This window comes from Williamsia sp. 1138 (assembly GCF_002095435.2).
Classification (GTDB): Bacteria; Actinomycetota; Actinomycetes; order Mycobacteriales; family Mycobacteriaceae; genus Williamsia.
Genome location: NZ_MJEJ02000022.1, coordinates 16711 through 30575, shown reverse-complemented (window position 1 = coordinate 30575; position 13865 = coordinate 16711). Strand labels below are relative to the sequence as shown.

Here is a 13865-nt window from a genome sequence, read left to right as displayed (position 1 = left end):
GGACTCCGGTCAGTGATCGAGGGGCGCCCACCATCTCAGCACGACACCCGAACCCGTATTCGTGGTGAGCGTCAGACCCCCGCCGAGATCTTGTGCCCTGCCACGCAGATTGGTCAATCCGCTAGGTGTCACATCGTCGTCCATGCCAACGCCGTCATCGACGATCTCGATGACCAGATCGTCGTCGACAGAGAGACTCACAGTTATCATTTCCGACCCTGCATAGCGCACCGCGTTGGTCACGCCCTCCCGTACAACGGCCACCGCATGCTCGGTCAGGCCCGGGCTGACCACAGATAGCGGGCCTGACATCCGGACGAAGGTTCTGCCGGTAAAGTCTCGCGTTTGTTGGTCGATCACTTCGTGAACGCGTTGTCGCAACCGCGTCGATTCGCGACCATCGGGTTGAAGGTCGAATATCGTTGTGCGAACTTCCTGGATGATGTCCTGCAAATCATTGGCCGTCTCGGTCAAACGACGACGAACAACCGGTGATTGAGCACGCTGCAAGGTACCTTGCACATTAATTCCTGCCGCGAAGATCCGTTGAATCACGTGGTCGTGGAGTATCCGCGCGATGCGCTCACGATCTGCCAACACCTCCAGCTCGCGGTTGCGATCAACAGCAACCGCCATCGACAACCCGAGCGCCACTTGGCCTGCGAACTCCGTCGCGAGGTCCAACATCTCCTGAGTGTAAGGAGCTCGCCCATCCACACGGGACACCAGCAAAACCCCGAACATCGTCTGGTCTGTACCGAGGGGCAGAACCATGGTCGGACCGTTTACGCCGGATCCACTCACCACGGCATGCACGTCCAGCCGCCCTCGACGTATCGGGGGCAAGTCGGGGTAAGCGTGGCCCGGGGCGACCGAACCAACAGCGATGGCTCGGCCCAACAACCCCGCGGAGAAACCCCCTTCGGCCGCCGAGATGATCAGTTCCCTGACCGTCTCAGGCGGTTGTTCGTCGGCTCGGGGCTGCGCGACCAAAACCGTGTCGGAGTCGGTCAGTTGGCATAGACCACGTGCGATTGTAGTCAGGGCGCCGACCGCATCAGACCCTGTCATGAACTCGGTGCGTATATCTCTGATCGTCTCGTTCCAGGCCAATCGCGCCCGGATCTGCTCGTGCCTCCGCGCGTGATCGATCGCGGTGGCCGCTGCGGCGATGAGTGTCTGGATATTCAGCTCATCGACCTCGGTGAAGTGACCGCCGCCCCGCTTCGTAGTCAGGTACAGAGCTCCAAACAGCTTGCTTCGCACACGAATCTGGACACCGAGAAACGTGGCCGTGTGCGAACCGCGTGGCGAAGGACCGATCGTCTGCGGATGCCGTACCAATTGCTCGAGTTGCAAACGGTCGACCCTCCCCGACACCCCACCATCCGTGAGCAGTGCACCTTTCTTGGCTGGCCCCGGCGCGTCGAAGCCGGCAGGAACAATCTCACTGAATCGTCCGTCTGCACCCCACACCCCCAGTCCGCCGTACTCTGCACCGGTCAACGTCATCGCCGAGGCCACAACGGACCGAAGAGTCGTATGAAGATCGAGGTTGGCGTTCACGAGCACGATCGCCTCGGCGAGGCCATGGATTCGGCCAGTGGCTATGGGCGCCTCCCCGGCCGCCTTCGGCGCATCGTTGAAAGCGTTACGCAGGGTCGTTCCCGCCAGTGGCCGATGACCCGTCGCAGGCAATTCAATCGACCGCTTCATGCCAACTCCCCAAAGTTGCGTGACGTCGATTCACCACGTGCGCTGACCTTAATGGAATAACTGAGGCTATGCTAGATCTGCGCGCCGCATTTTATCTGCGATCTGGGAATTACGCGAGCAAAACACCAGATTAACTCACAGCGTTAATTTAGTGGCGCGCACTAAATACCGATGACGCATGTCCTTTCGGCATGCCTTGATCGATAGCGACCGCAAGTCGTTGCTCTCGCACGATATAGCAAAGTACACGAGCAGGAGCAAAAGAGACTTTGCACTCTTCAGCACGACGCCGTTCAATCCGTTTGATGGAATCATGTTTCATGGCACGAAGTTTCGTGGCAATGAAATATGCAGATTTTTCAACGACGGTACAGACCACACCGGCCGCCCCACCCCCCGCGGCGACTCCCAGGAGACGCTGCTGGCTGAATCCGGCGAGGGGCGCCTGCGCTCAGGAACCGGGGGCCACGATGAACATGAGATTTCCCCCACCGGAATGGAAACTGCGCGAGACCTTCGCCGAGATAAACAGTCCCCTTCCCTTTCCCGCATGACCATGCCCCGGGTGTCACTGGTCGCCACTTCGTGGATCTCCATGGATCCGCTCACCGGACTCAACTCCCTGCTTGGACCTACCCCCGAGTGGCCACTGCTTGCTTGGCCACTCGGCCAGGTGTTCCGCCGCGCGAGACATCTTCTTCAACTCCGCGGAAGTCAGTCCTCAGCGGCATCACCCAGCGGGCGACATCGCCCGGACAGAGTTCCGTTGCCTACCCGGCGAAGGTGTAATCGGCAAGGGAGAACCGCCGGCTCTGCCAGGCCGCTTCGAGCGTGGTCGATGCCCGGAAAGGGACGTCACCGTTCTTGGTGAAGTAATAGCTGTTTGCGCTCGCACAGGTCGGGTTGGTGAACACTTGCAGCGGGCGGCGCGCCAGTATCGAGGTCATGTACTTCTCCTGTGCCGCCGCGGTCACTTCGGCTGACGTTGCTTGGCGGCGGCGAGCTTCGTCGAGCACCCGCACGATGTGGGTCGCACTGTTCTCGACCAGCGTGAAGAAGGAGGCGCCGTTGTAGCCGTATGGGCCGAAGACGGTGAAGAAGTTCGGGAAGCCCGCCGTCGTGACACCCTGGTAGGAGTGGAACCGATCGGCATCCCAGTGCTCGGCCAAGTCGGTGCCGTCGTTCGAGGTGAGTTGGTAGGTCGGTAGCGCATCCTTGTCGGTGACCTTGAAACCTGTTGCCAGGATGAGTACGTCGAGTTCATGTTCGGCGCCGTCGGTTGTCCTGATCCCCTTCGGGGTGATCGCGGCGATGGACCTCGTCTCCAGAGCGACGTTGTCACGGTTGAAGGTTGACAGATATGAATTGTGGAAGCTCGGCCGTTTGCACCCGAGGGCGTAGGTGGGCGTGAGCTTGCTCCGTGTGGTCGGGTCGAGGACCTGCATGGCGACATACTTGCGGGCGGCAACTTCGAGGGCGGAGGTACCGGGAACCCACCGATGAAAGTGCGCCAGCACCGGGAACGTCGCCTCGACGAACGCCTGGCTCGCCAGGCGGGCGGCTTGCCTGACTCCGGGCACTTTCTTCAGTCCTGCGCGTCCGACGCGACCGAGGGGGAAGTCCGGTTTCGGCAGACACCAGATGGGGGTGCGTTGGAAAACCGTCAGGTGCTCGACGTCGGGTGCGATCTCAGGGATCACCTGCACGGCCGTCGCTCCGGTGCCGATGATCCCGACCCGTTTACCCGCCAAGGACACCTCGTGGTCCCACCGGCTGGTGTGCATCGTCGCGCCCTCGAAGGTGTCGATGCCATCGATCTCGGGCAGCTTGGGCTGGCTCAGCGGGCCACCGGCGTGAATCAGCCAACGTGCGGTGACATCCCCGGAACTGGTCGAGATCGACCAACGTACGGACTGCGCGTCGAACGTGGCCTGGTGGACCCGAGTGCGGAACTGCAGGTGGGGTGCGAGGTCGTATTCGTCGACGATCTGTTTGGCGTACGCGCGCAGCTCACGGCCGGGAGCGTAGCTACGTGACCAGGTCGACCGCTGAGCAAACGAAAACTGGTAGCTGAACGACGGGATGTCGACGGCCACACCCGGGTAGGTGTTCCACTGCCAGGTGCCGCCGGGCCCATCGGCGTCGTCGACGATGAGCAGGTCGTGGAAACCGGCTTTCTTGAGTGCGATCGCGGTCCCCAAGCCGGAGAAGCCACCACCGACGACGACGATTTCGTGGTGCGTCTTTACTGCCATCACCCAATGTTACGCTCCCTGATGACAACATTCGCATTCCATGGACATCCGGAAGGTAACCCCATGACTCACGTTTCCCCCTGGGCGACCGACGACCTGGACGACCTGCGTGGTCTGGTCCGGTCGTTCTTCGAGAAGACCGTCGCTCCCAACGTCGACAAGTACGTCGACCAGCATCACGTCGATCGTGATCTGTGGAATCAGGCGGGAGAGCTCGGCCTGCTGTGCATGTCGATCCCCGAGGAGTACGGCGGCGGTGGCGGCACGTTCGCACACGAGGCGGTGCTGATCGAAGAGCAGGCTCGGGTCGGTGACTCGTCGTGGGGCGTCAGCCTGCACAACGGCATCATCGCTCATTACCTGCTCGCCTACGGGACAGAGGAGCAAAAGCAGCGGTGGTTGCCGAAGATGGCCTCTGGTGAGGTGGTCGGCGCCATCGCCATGACCGAGCCGGGCACCGGATCGGATCTGCAGAGCATCAAGACCAAGGCGATTCGCGACGGCGACGACTACGTCATCGACGGGTCGAAGACGTTCATAACCAACGGTTCTCAAGCCGACCTCATCATCGTCGTGGTCAAGACCGACACCAATGAGGGCGCCAAGGGGATCTCGCTGGTGCTCGTCGAGGGAGACCGCGAGGGCTTCCGGCGGGGGCGAGTGCTCGACAAGATCGGCCAGCGAGGACAGGACACCTCGGAACTGTTTTTCGACGGCGTAAGGGTTCCGGTCGCGAACCTGCTCGGCACCGAGGAGGGCCAGGGCTTCATCCAGCTCATGCAGCAGCTCCCGCAGGAGCGCCTCATCATCGCCGTCGCCTCGGTCGCTGGTATGGAATCTGCTGTTGCACAGACCATTGCCTACACCAAGGACCGTCAGGCGTTCGGCCGCCCGGTCTTCGGTTTCCAGAACACCAAGTTCAAGCTCGCCGAGGCGGCCACGGAGACCCGCATCGCGCGGGTCTTCGTCGACGATTGCATCGTCAAGCACCTCACGGGCGAGCTCGACATTCCGACGGTCGCAATGGCCAAGTGGTGGACCACTGACCGTGCGATGTCGGTCCTCGACGAGTGTGTCCAGCTCTTCGGGGGCTACGGCTACATGAGCGAGTACCCGATCGGCCGTATGTGGGCCGACGGACGCGTACAGAAAATCTACGCGGGCACCAACGAGATCATGAAGGAAATAATCGCCCGATCGCTGTAGCGTTCGAGGGCAGCCGTGGGCGGGAACCTCCATCCGTCGCGCAACCGCGCGACGGATGGTCGAGGCCAGATGTCAACCGACACCAGGGCTCTCACATCTTGGCCGGCGTCAGCGCCAATCCCCCACCGAGTCCGATCAGTGCGGTGCCCGAGATCCGGTCGGTCACCACCCTGGCGCGTCGTCCACCCATTAACGTCCGGAGGCGGTGCACTCCGAACACGAACAACGCCCACCACGCGACTCCAAGTGCCACGTCGATCACGCCGAGCCCGAGGATCTGCAGCGTGACCGCGCCATCGGTGGACACGAACTGCGGGAGCACAGCCACGAAGAAGAGCGCCGCCTTCGGGTTGAGGACGTTGGCGACGAACGACTGGCGCCACACGCCGAACAACCGCACGTCGGCCGGTTCCTGGGTCTCGGTGACGGAACTGCCGGAACTCGACCGCGAATTCAGCAGCGCACGAACTCCGAGGTACACCAGATACGCGGCCCCGACGAGCTTGAGCACGGTGAACGCCGTTGCGCTGGCGAGCACGATCGCAGCGACCCCGATCGCGGCCGCCGTCATGTGGACGAGTAGCCCGCACTGGACACCGATCGCGGCAACCCAGCCGGCCCGCCTGGACCTGACCGCGTGGCTCATCACCACAAACCAGTCGGGACCAGGCGTGACGTAGGCGAGCAGAGCAATTCCACAGAAGGCAAGAACCGTTTCAAGACTCATTGCCCTCCCGGGTACCCACTGGATACGACTCGAACCCTCGACCGCAGAGCGGAGCGATGTCACGTGAGCAGGGTCGAACCCAGGAAGTCTCCTTCCCCGACGCCCGGAAGGATCGCATACACCGCAGATCCGATCGGCACCGTCCACTCGTTCAGCGCGTCGTGGTCGGCGAGACGCTGCTGAACCGGAAGGTACTGCGCCTCTACGTCCCGCTGGTAGGCCGCGAAGATCAGACCGGAGTTCGACGTCTGACCTGCCGCGGGCGAGTCGTCGAAGTTGTACCCACGGCGCAAGAACTGCTCGTTCGGTGTGCGCTGATGCGCCCGAGCGATGTGGGACGACGGTGGGATGACCGGGATCCCCATCGTGGTCGCCTCGAAGTCCGGCTCGTCGTGTTCGGCCGATCCTGTCAGCGGAGCGCCGTTGGCGACGGTCCGTCCGACGGTGAGTTCCCTTGCGTGGCGGTCGAGTTCCTCCCAGGTGTCGAGTTGCATGGCAATCCGCCGGAGCACGAGCGATGTCCCACCCGCCATCCAGGGTTGCTGCCCGCCGTCGTCCCAGACCAGCGCGTCGAAGTCGACGTCAGACCTCGGATTCACGGTGCCATCCACTTGACCCATCAGGTTCCGCATCGTCGTGCCCTTCGGGGTGCTCCCCCGCGCGTGATGGAACCCGCGCTGGACCCAGGCCACCCGCACCCGCGAACGCACATTCTTCAGGAGTACCCTCACCGCGTGCGCGACGGTGGTCGGGTCATCACCGCAGACCTGCAGCAACAGATCCGTTTGTCCCCAGGCATTCTCGTCCAATCGATCGATGTCGAACGCGGGCAGAGGACGCAGCCACGCCGGCCGGCGATCCTCGAGACCCGCGGCTTCGAACGCCCCGGCTCCCACTCCGACGGTCACGGTCAACCGAGACGGGATGTCCGCCAGCTCGGGTTCGGTGTCGGCCAGCGCGGACCTCCCCGAGGTCAGGCGCGCAGCGTCTTCCGTCCAGACCTTGAGGATTCCGGTGAGCGCAGCGCGGTCGGTGCCCTTGACCAGGTCGAGCCCGACGAACTGGGCATGTGCCTGCGGCGTCGTCGCCACACCCGCCTGATGAGGCCCGTAGAACGGCTCGGTCTGGCGGCCCGCGCCACCATCAGAGTCACTCGATATGAACGCTTCCGCTGCGCCCCAGCCGATTCCGACACCCACACCGGCGGCCCCCAGCCCTGCGGCGCCTCCCAGGAGACGCCGCCTGCTGAATCCGGTGGGGGGTCGGCTGCGCTCAGGCACCGGGGGTCACGTCTTGCGGCATGGGCATGTCGGTGGTTCCGGGATCGTAATTCTCCTCGTTGCCACTGAAGTCACGCACCTGGGCCTCGACGTCCTTGGTGGACCCGTCCTCGAAAGTGAAGGTTAGATCGACGGTCTGGCCTGCGGTCACCGGTGCGGTGATGTCCATGAACATGAGATGGTCTCCACCGGGATCGAGGCTGTGCGACCCCTTGGCCGGGATCACCAGTCCTCCTTCTTTTTCGCGCATGACCATGCCGCCGGAATCGCTGGTCGCCATCTCATGGATCTCCATGTATCCGCTGGAAGGACTCGAGACGGAGACGAGATGGACCTGCGAGTCACCGGTGTTCGCCAACTGACCGAACGCGGCGGTCATCCCGCTGTCAGCGGCCTTGACCCACTGGTCGGAGACGGTGATCGAGTCGGCCTGCGTTGCCGTCTCGCCACTGTCGCCGCACGCGACGAGCGCGGTGACGCACAGGGCAGCTGCCGCGACGGTTCGGGCAGTTCGGGTGAAAAGAGTACGCATGGTCATGCACCTTTCGTGGTGATGGGGGTCGAGACCGGCGGCGTTCGCCGTGCACGGTCGCGGAGGAAGATTCCGATCGCCGTGTCGATCACGACGAAGGCGAGCAGGCTGATCCCCAGCAGGGGGATGAACCAGCCGACGAGAACGGCAGCGGCGATCACTACGATCGCGATGGCCGGGTTGGTCTTTCGCAGTGCGCCGCGTCCGGGTGCGCGAGCAAGTACGAGACCCTGCCGACCCCGGGTCGGGCGACGCCTCCACCACATCAGGTATCCGCGCACGCACAGGCTGACCAGTCCGACCGCGACGGCCAGCAACACCAGTTGGTTGGCCAGGCCGAACAGCAGCCCCATGTGCAGAGCGATACCCCAACTCGAGAGTTTCGCCGCGAGTGGCCATTCGGAGAACTTCGAGGCGTCAACGATGGTCTCGGTCGCCGGATCGATCGCCACCGCGTTGGTTTCCAGTTGCCAGGGCGCTCGAACCTGTGAAACCACCATGGCAGTGTCGGCATCGGACGGGATGGTCATCTCCACTGCCCCGGTGACCCCTACCGCCCTCGCGGTGGAGAGCACCGACCCGACAGCGTCGACATTACGGGTCACGATCTGCTGATCGGCGGACATCGACCCGTGGTCGGCGCCCCCGTGCCCCTGGTGACCCGAGTCGGCGCGGTTCGCCGAATCGGGGCTCAGGGAGCTGTTCATCGCCGGCGTCGTCCAACTCAATGATTGCCGCAGATCGCTGATGTTCTCGCCCGCATATCTCGACCAGGTCAGTCCGGTCGCTGACAGGAACACCAGGCCAACCACGATCCACGCCCCCACGGCGCCATGCCAATTGAGTGTCCGGTTGCGGCCCGTGCTCGTGCGGTCGATCGTCAGCAGTGGCGCCGACCCCTTCGAACGCCTGACGCTGCGGTACCGGATGATCCAGAGCACCAGCCCGCCGAGCGCGATCACCCACAGCCAGGATGCGGCGAGTTCGCTGTAGATGCGGCCGGGTTCACCCAGGTGCAGGTTGCGGTGCAGCTGAGAGATCCAGGTCCGCATGGGTAGCGATCCACTGGACCCGTAGGCGACCTCGGTGCCTCTCGACGCCGCTGTCACCGGATCGATGAACACCGCCATCCGCTCGGATGGTCCGAGCGAGGGGTCGGCGAACAGCACCCGGGTGGTCTGACCGGTCTCGGCGGCAGGGCGAACCGCGTCTACCTGTAGATCGGGAACAACGGTCTGCGCCACCTGAACCTGCTCGGCCAGTGGCGCCGCGGGTCCGGTCGAATCGGTGTGCAGGAGGTCGCGATACACCCACTGCTCGGCGGTGGGCGCGATCGCGTAGAGGCCGCCGCTGATGGCGGCGACGATGAGAAATGGGGCGATGAACAGCCCCGCGTAGAAGTGCAGACGCATGACCAGAGGACGGACCACCTGAACTGCAGGTGGTCTCGTCGTCGACGCAGACGCGGGTACCGCGTCCGGTTGGTCATGGTCGGATCGGATGATCGACATGACTCTCTATTCGTCAGTGAAGAATTCATGGCGCGGCGGACCACGGGGGTACGCAGCGATCGGAGAATCGCTCTGCGGGGTGACCGGAGTCGGACTCAGCGCGCAGAGGTGTGCGCACGGACCGACGACGAGTCGGATCCGTACGAGCAGAAAGACTTACGCAGGCAGCGGTGGTCCGCGGGTACCCGCGGTCGACAACGCGACGAAGCGGCATGCGGCGGGCCGGTAGCCGGTGATCGTGGCCGTCCACAGCGGGACGAGGCCCGCCGCAACATCGAGCGCGCGGGTGAGCAAGCGGGCGACGAAACCGAAGGCGGCGATCAAACCGCGTTCGGCGCATCGGATGAGTACTGCGGTCAGGACGAGCACCGTGAGGTGGCCGACGGCCATGGACGGCGCGGGCATCAGCCCCTGTGCGTGTCCGTGGCTCAGCGTGAGGATCACGTGGCCCATCACCTGGCCGAGGCCGAGCACGGCAAGAAGGACGAGCAGCCGGTTCGACTGCACCTGGCCGGCGGTGACCGCAGCCCCCGCGGCGGTGCACACCAGCATCAGCAGGAGCAGGGACGATTCGGACAATGCCATCGCCCCACCACCGAGTCCGTGACCGGCGATGGCGACAGCTCCGGACATCAACCCGACGAAGGCACCGCGCATCCGCGCGAGCAACTGCATCCGGGAGTCCACAGCGGCACCCTACTAGGCAGAACCGCGCGTGGGTACTACAGGGTGTCGTACATCGGCCTCACCGTACGAACCGGTAGCCCATCCCCGCTTCGGTCAGCAGATGCCGCGGCTTCGTGGGATCGATCTCGAGCTTTCGTCGCAGGCTGGCCAGATAGACCCGGAGGTAATTGCTCTGGGTGCCGTAGCTCGGACCCCACACGTGGGTGAGGATGTCGCGTTGACCGACCAGTTTTCCCTCGTTGCGGACGAGCAACTCCAGAACGCCCCATTCGGTGGGGGTCAAATGCACGGGCGCTCCCGCGCGGATGACCTGTTTGGCGCGTAGGTCAACGGTGAAGGCTTCGGTCTCCACCACCGGTTCGGAGGAGTCGGTGGCAACGCTTCCGCGCCGGACCGCTGCCCGCAGCCGCGCGAGGAACTCTTCCATGCCAAAAGGTTTGGTCACGTAGTCGTCCGCCCCGGCGTCGAGGGCCTGCACCTTGTCGGCCGAATCGGTGCGCGCCGACAAGACGATGACCGGCACGTCGGTCCACCCCCGCAACCCGGCGAGCACGGTGAAGCCGTCGATGTCCGGCAGCCCGAGATCGAGGACGATCACCTGCGGATTCGTCTGCCCGGCGGCAGTCAGGGCGCCCGCACCGCTGGAGGCGGTGGTCACGGCGAACCCGCGCGCATTCAGATTGATCCGCAGGGCGCGCAGAATCTGCGGCTCGTCGTCGACGACGAGCACCCGCACCCGCTCTTCCCGCGCCTGATCCGCACGTACCTGATCAACCATGTGTGGCCTCCGCCGGCGGTTCGACCGGGAGCTCGAACGACATCGTCAGACCGCCACCGGGGGTGTGCGACGGGGCGATCTCAGCTCCCATGGCGCGGACGAAACCCTGCGCCACCGACAACCCCAGCCCGACCCCGGTACCACTGCCGGAGTCCCCGAGTCGTTGGAAGGCGGTGAAGAGCTTGTCCCAGGATTCGGCGGGTACTCCCGAGCCGTGATCACGCACCGACACCGTGCAACGCGGTGGGCCATCGGCGTCAGCCGGGTCGGGGCCGAGGCGGGCGCGGACCTGCACCGCGCAGGCCTGCCCGCTGTGCCGGAGGGCGTTGTCGATCAGATTGGCCAACACGCGCTCGAGCAACCCCGGGTCTGCGTAGACGAGCATCTGTTCGACGTCGAGTTCGACACGGTTGGCGCCTGTGGGGTCGAGGCGGGAGATGCCCATCATCGCTCGGCTCACGACCTCCGTCAGGTACACCATCTGCAGATCCGGCCGGACCACCCCGGCGGCCAGTCTCGACGAGTCGAGCAGATTGCCGACCAGCGCGGTCAGGTGATCGGTGGATTCTTCGATGGTCGCGAGCAGTTCCTCGGTGTCCTGGGGCGAGAAGGTGACGTCGGTGCCCCGCAAACTCGACGCGGCCGCTTTGACCGCGGCCAACGGGGTCCTCAGATCGTGACTCACCGCCGACAGCAGAGCCCGCCGCAGTTGATCGGTCTCCGCCAGCGCTCGCGCCTCGGCCGCCTCGGCGGCGAGCTCGCGCCGTTCGACGATCCCGGCGGCCTGGGTGGCGACCGCGACGAGCACTTTGCGTTCACGGCCACCGAGTTTGGGTCCGCTGAGCAACATCGCGAAGTCGCTGCCAGGGACAGGACAGACGGTGTCGGCGGCCCCGGTCTCGGCAGGTGGATTCTCCCCGACCGCTCCTTCCACCATGCTCGCCTCCCGGCCGCTGCGTCGGATCAGAGAGACGGCGCGCTGGTCGTAGGTTTCGCGGACACGCCGCAAAAGGCCTTCGAGTCCTTCTCCGCTGAGAACAGCACCGGAGAACGTGGCGAGGAGTTCGGCATCACGACCGGCCCGCTGCGCCTGTACCCGCCGGACGGTGGCCGAGTCCACCAGAGCGGCAACGGCTATGGCGATCATCAGCATCACGATGATGGTGATCAGATTGTCGGCCTCGTTGATGGTGAAGGTGTAGCGCGGCGAGGTGAAGAAGTAGTTGAGCAACAACCCCGACACGATCGCCGACAACGCCGCCGGGCCGATGCCACCGAGCATCGAGACCGCCAGCACCACCACGAAGAACAACGCCGACTCGCTGGCGATACCCAGCCACCGATCCAGGAAGGCGAGCAGGCCCGCCGCCGCGGCAGGCACGAGGACGGCGAACATCCAGCTCAGCGGACGGTGAAAGCGGGTCTGCCTGATGTCGAGTGGGTTTCGCGCCTTGGTCTCGGAATGGGTGACCATGTGGACGTCGATTTTTCCGGAGTTGCGCACGACGGTGGCGCCTACTCCTTCGTCGAGGATGCGTTGCCACCGAGATCGTCTGGAGGTGCCGATCACGAGTTGGGTGGCGTTGACCCCACGGGCGAACTCGAGCAGCGCGGCAGGAACGTCGTCGCCGACGATCGTGTGGGTCTGTGCGCCGAATCCTTTGGCCAGTTCGGTGAGCTCGGCGATGTCCACCGAGGCGGGGTCGGAGAGACCGTCGGCCGCCGCGATGTGCACCACCACGAGTTCGGCGCTCGAGCGCGATGCGATCCGGCCTGCGCGGCGGAGCAGCGTCGCCGATTCCGGACCGCCGGTCAAAGCCACCACGACGCGTTCGCGAGCCTCCCAGGTGGCGGTGATCTGGTGTGCGGCGCGGTACGTCGCCAGGTTGTCGTCGACTTGATCGGCCAGCCACAGCAGGGCCAGTTCCCGTAGTGCGGTGAGGTTGCCCTCGCGGAAGTAGTTCGCCAGCGCACCGCCCACCCTGTCCCCGGGATAGACCTTGCCCGCCGAAAGACGCTGCCGCAGTGCCTGCGGCGCGATGTCGACGAGTTCGATCTCGTCGGCGGCCCGCACGACGTCGTCTGGGACGGTCTCACGCTGCGCGATCCCGGTGATCTCCTGGACCACGTCGTTGAGACTCTCGAGATGCTGGATGTTGATCGTGGACAGGACATCGATCCCGCTTGCGCGTAGCTCCTCGATGTCTTGCCAGCGCTTGGCGTTCCGCGAACCGGGGGCGTTCGTGTGGGCGAGTTCGTCGACGAGGGCCACCTGCGGGCGGCGGGCCAGCACGGCGTCTATATCCATTTCGGCGAGCACGGTCCCGCGGTGCTCGACATCCTTGCGGGCGACGATCTCCAGTCCGTCGGTCATAGCCGCGGTGACGGACCGCCCGTGCGTCTCCACCACCGCGACCACCACATCGACGTCCTCTGCGAGCAGAGCGTGCGCCTGGGCCAGCATCTCGTACGTCTTGCCCACACCGGGGGCGCAGCCGAGGAACACCTCGAGACGCCCTCTGGTTTCGCCGGTCACTGCGTCGACCTTAGTCGCAGGCAGGAGCGGTCAGCCCCAGATCGAGGTTCACCTCGAGTACGTCGACCCTGGGCTGGCCGAGAAAGCCCAGCTGACGGCCCGCGGTGTGGTCCGAGATGACCTGCTCGACCTCTGCGATCGACTTGCCGTTCTCCCGGGCCAGCCGCGGGACCTGGAGTTGCGCATAGGCCGGGCTGATGTGCGGGTCCAGACCCGACCCTGACCCGGTGACCGCGTCGACGGGAACCCGGTCGGGCGCCACGCCCTCGCGCGTGGCGATCAGTTGCCTGCGTTGGGCGATCCAGCCGGCCAGCTTCTCACTGTTCGGGCCCTGGTTGCTCGCCGCGGACGCCGCGGGATCACCGGGCGCCATCGGGTCGTCGGTGGAACCCAGCACGCGGGCGTGCAGGTATTTGTCGGGTTCGCCGGCGGCCACCTGCGAATCGACGCCGATCAGTCTCGACCCGACGACGCAGCCGTTGCGGTCGGTGACCTGCGACCCCTCGGCCGACGTCGCGCCGAGCCGAGACACACCCCAGACGACTGCGGGATACGCCACGCCCAGGATCACCGTCATCGCCGCGAGAACAGCGACCGCCACCACGCACTGCCGGATCCATGTGGACATCGTTCTCAT

Annotated in this window: 11 protein-coding genes; 1 reads left to right on the top strand and 10 read right to left on the bottom strand. The window is 64.9% G+C overall.

Annotated elements, in window-relative coordinates:
- Nucleotides 1-9 precede the first annotated feature (9 nt).
- Nucleotides 10-1071: a histidine kinase gene (locus tag BH683_RS29120; RefSeq protein ID WP_281492262.1), complete on the bottom strand. Its 1062-nt coding sequence runs from the start codon at nt 1069-1071 to the stop codon at nt 10-12.
- A gap of 1415 nt (nt 1072-2486) precedes the next feature.
- Nucleotides 2487-3971, bottom strand: a complete 1485-nt coding sequence (locus BH683_RS02490) for an NAD(P)/FAD-dependent oxidoreductase (protein ID WP_084834694.1) — start codon at nt 3969-3971, stop codon at nt 2487-2489.
- Between the two features lie 63 nt (nt 3972-4034).
- On the opposite strand from BH683_RS02490, the gene BH683_RS02485 reads away from it, so the two are divergent.
- The gene (locus BH683_RS02485; RefSeq protein WP_084834693.1) at nt 4035-5177 is read left to right on the top strand and encodes an acyl-CoA dehydrogenase family protein; all 1143 of its coding nucleotides are present in this window, start codon (nt 4035-4037) and stop codon (nt 5175-5177) included.
- A gap of 91 nt (nt 5178-5268) precedes the next feature.
- On the opposite strand, the gene BH683_RS02480 is transcribed toward BH683_RS02485, so the two are convergent.
- The 8 genes from BH683_RS02480 to BH683_RS02445 form a co-directional block, all read right to left on the bottom strand.
- Nucleotides 5269-5904, bottom strand: a complete 636-nt coding sequence (locus BH683_RS02480) for a LysE family translocator (RefSeq protein ID WP_084834692.1) — start codon at nt 5902-5904, stop codon at nt 5269-5271.
- Between the two features lie 59 nt (nt 5905-5963).
- Complete coding sequence (locus tag BH683_RS02475) at nt 5964-7184, bottom strand: Dyp-type peroxidase (RefSeq protein ID WP_084834691.1); 1221 nt, start codon at nt 7182-7184, stop codon at nt 5964-5966.
- Nucleotides 7177-7716, bottom strand: a complete 540-nt coding sequence (locus BH683_RS02470) for a copper chaperone PCu(A)C (RefSeq protein WP_094647200.1) — start codon at nt 7714-7716, stop codon at nt 7177-7179. The genes BH683_RS02475 and BH683_RS02470 overlap by 8 nt, the downstream gene beginning before the upstream one ends.
- Nucleotides 7717-7718: 2 nt before the next feature.
- A complete protein-coding gene (locus tag BH683_RS02465) occupies nt 7719-9227 on the bottom strand; it encodes a PepSY-associated TM helix domain-containing protein (protein WP_084834689.1) in 1509 nt (502 codons plus the stop codon).
- Between the two features lie 156 nt (nt 9228-9383).
- Nucleotides 9384-9914, bottom strand: coding sequence for a hypothetical protein (locus BH683_RS02460; protein WP_143695955.1), 531 nt, complete (start codon nt 9912-9914; stop codon nt 9384-9386).
- Between the two features lie 58 nt (nt 9915-9972).
- Nucleotides 9973-10692 (bottom strand): response regulator, encoded by a 720-nt coding sequence (locus BH683_RS02455; protein ID WP_084834687.1) that lies wholly within the window; start codon nt 10690-10692, stop codon nt 9973-9975.
- Nucleotides 10685-13228: a sensor histidine kinase KdpD gene (locus BH683_RS02450; RefSeq protein ID WP_084834686.1), complete on the bottom strand. Its 2544-nt coding sequence runs from the start codon at nt 13226-13228 to the stop codon at nt 10685-10687. Before BH683_RS02450 ends, BH683_RS02455 begins: the two co-directional genes overlap by 8 nt.
- A 10-nt stretch (nt 13229-13238) precedes the next feature.
- Complete coding sequence (locus BH683_RS02445) at nt 13239-13865, bottom strand: potassium-transporting ATPase subunit C (RefSeq protein ID WP_084834685.1); 627 nt, start codon at nt 13863-13865, stop codon at nt 13239-13241.

Coding starts and splice junctions, on each gene's coding strand:
- BH683_RS02445 (WP_084834685.1), bottom strand. CDS start 13,865: ATGAGAACGATGTCCACATGGATCCGGCAGTGCGTGGTGGCGGTCGCT.
- BH683_RS02455 (WP_084834687.1), bottom strand. CDS start 10,692: ATGGTTGATCAGGTACGTGCGGATCAGGCGCGGGAAGAGCGGGTGCGG.
- BH683_RS02485 (WP_084834693.1), top strand. CDS start 4,035: ATGACTCACGTTTCCCCCTGGGCGACCGACGACCTGGACGACCTGCGT.
- BH683_RS29120 (WP_281492262.1), bottom strand. CDS start 1,071: ATGACAGGGTCTGATGCGGTCGGCGCCCTGACTACAATCGCACGTGGT.
- BH683_RS02490 (WP_084834694.1), bottom strand. CDS start 3,971: ATGGCAGTAAAGACGCACCACGAAATCGTCGTCGTCGGTGGTGGCTTC.
- BH683_RS02470 (WP_094647200.1), bottom strand. CDS start 7,716: ATGCGTACTCTTTTCACCCGAACTGCCCGAACCGTCGCGGCAGCTGCC.
- BH683_RS02465 (WP_084834689.1), bottom strand. CDS start 9,227: ATGTCGATCATCCGATCCGACCATGACCAACCGGACGCGGTACCCGCG.
- BH683_RS02480 (WP_084834692.1), bottom strand. CDS start 5,904: ATGAGTCTTGAAACGGTTCTTGCCTTCTGTGGAATTGCTCTGCTCGCC.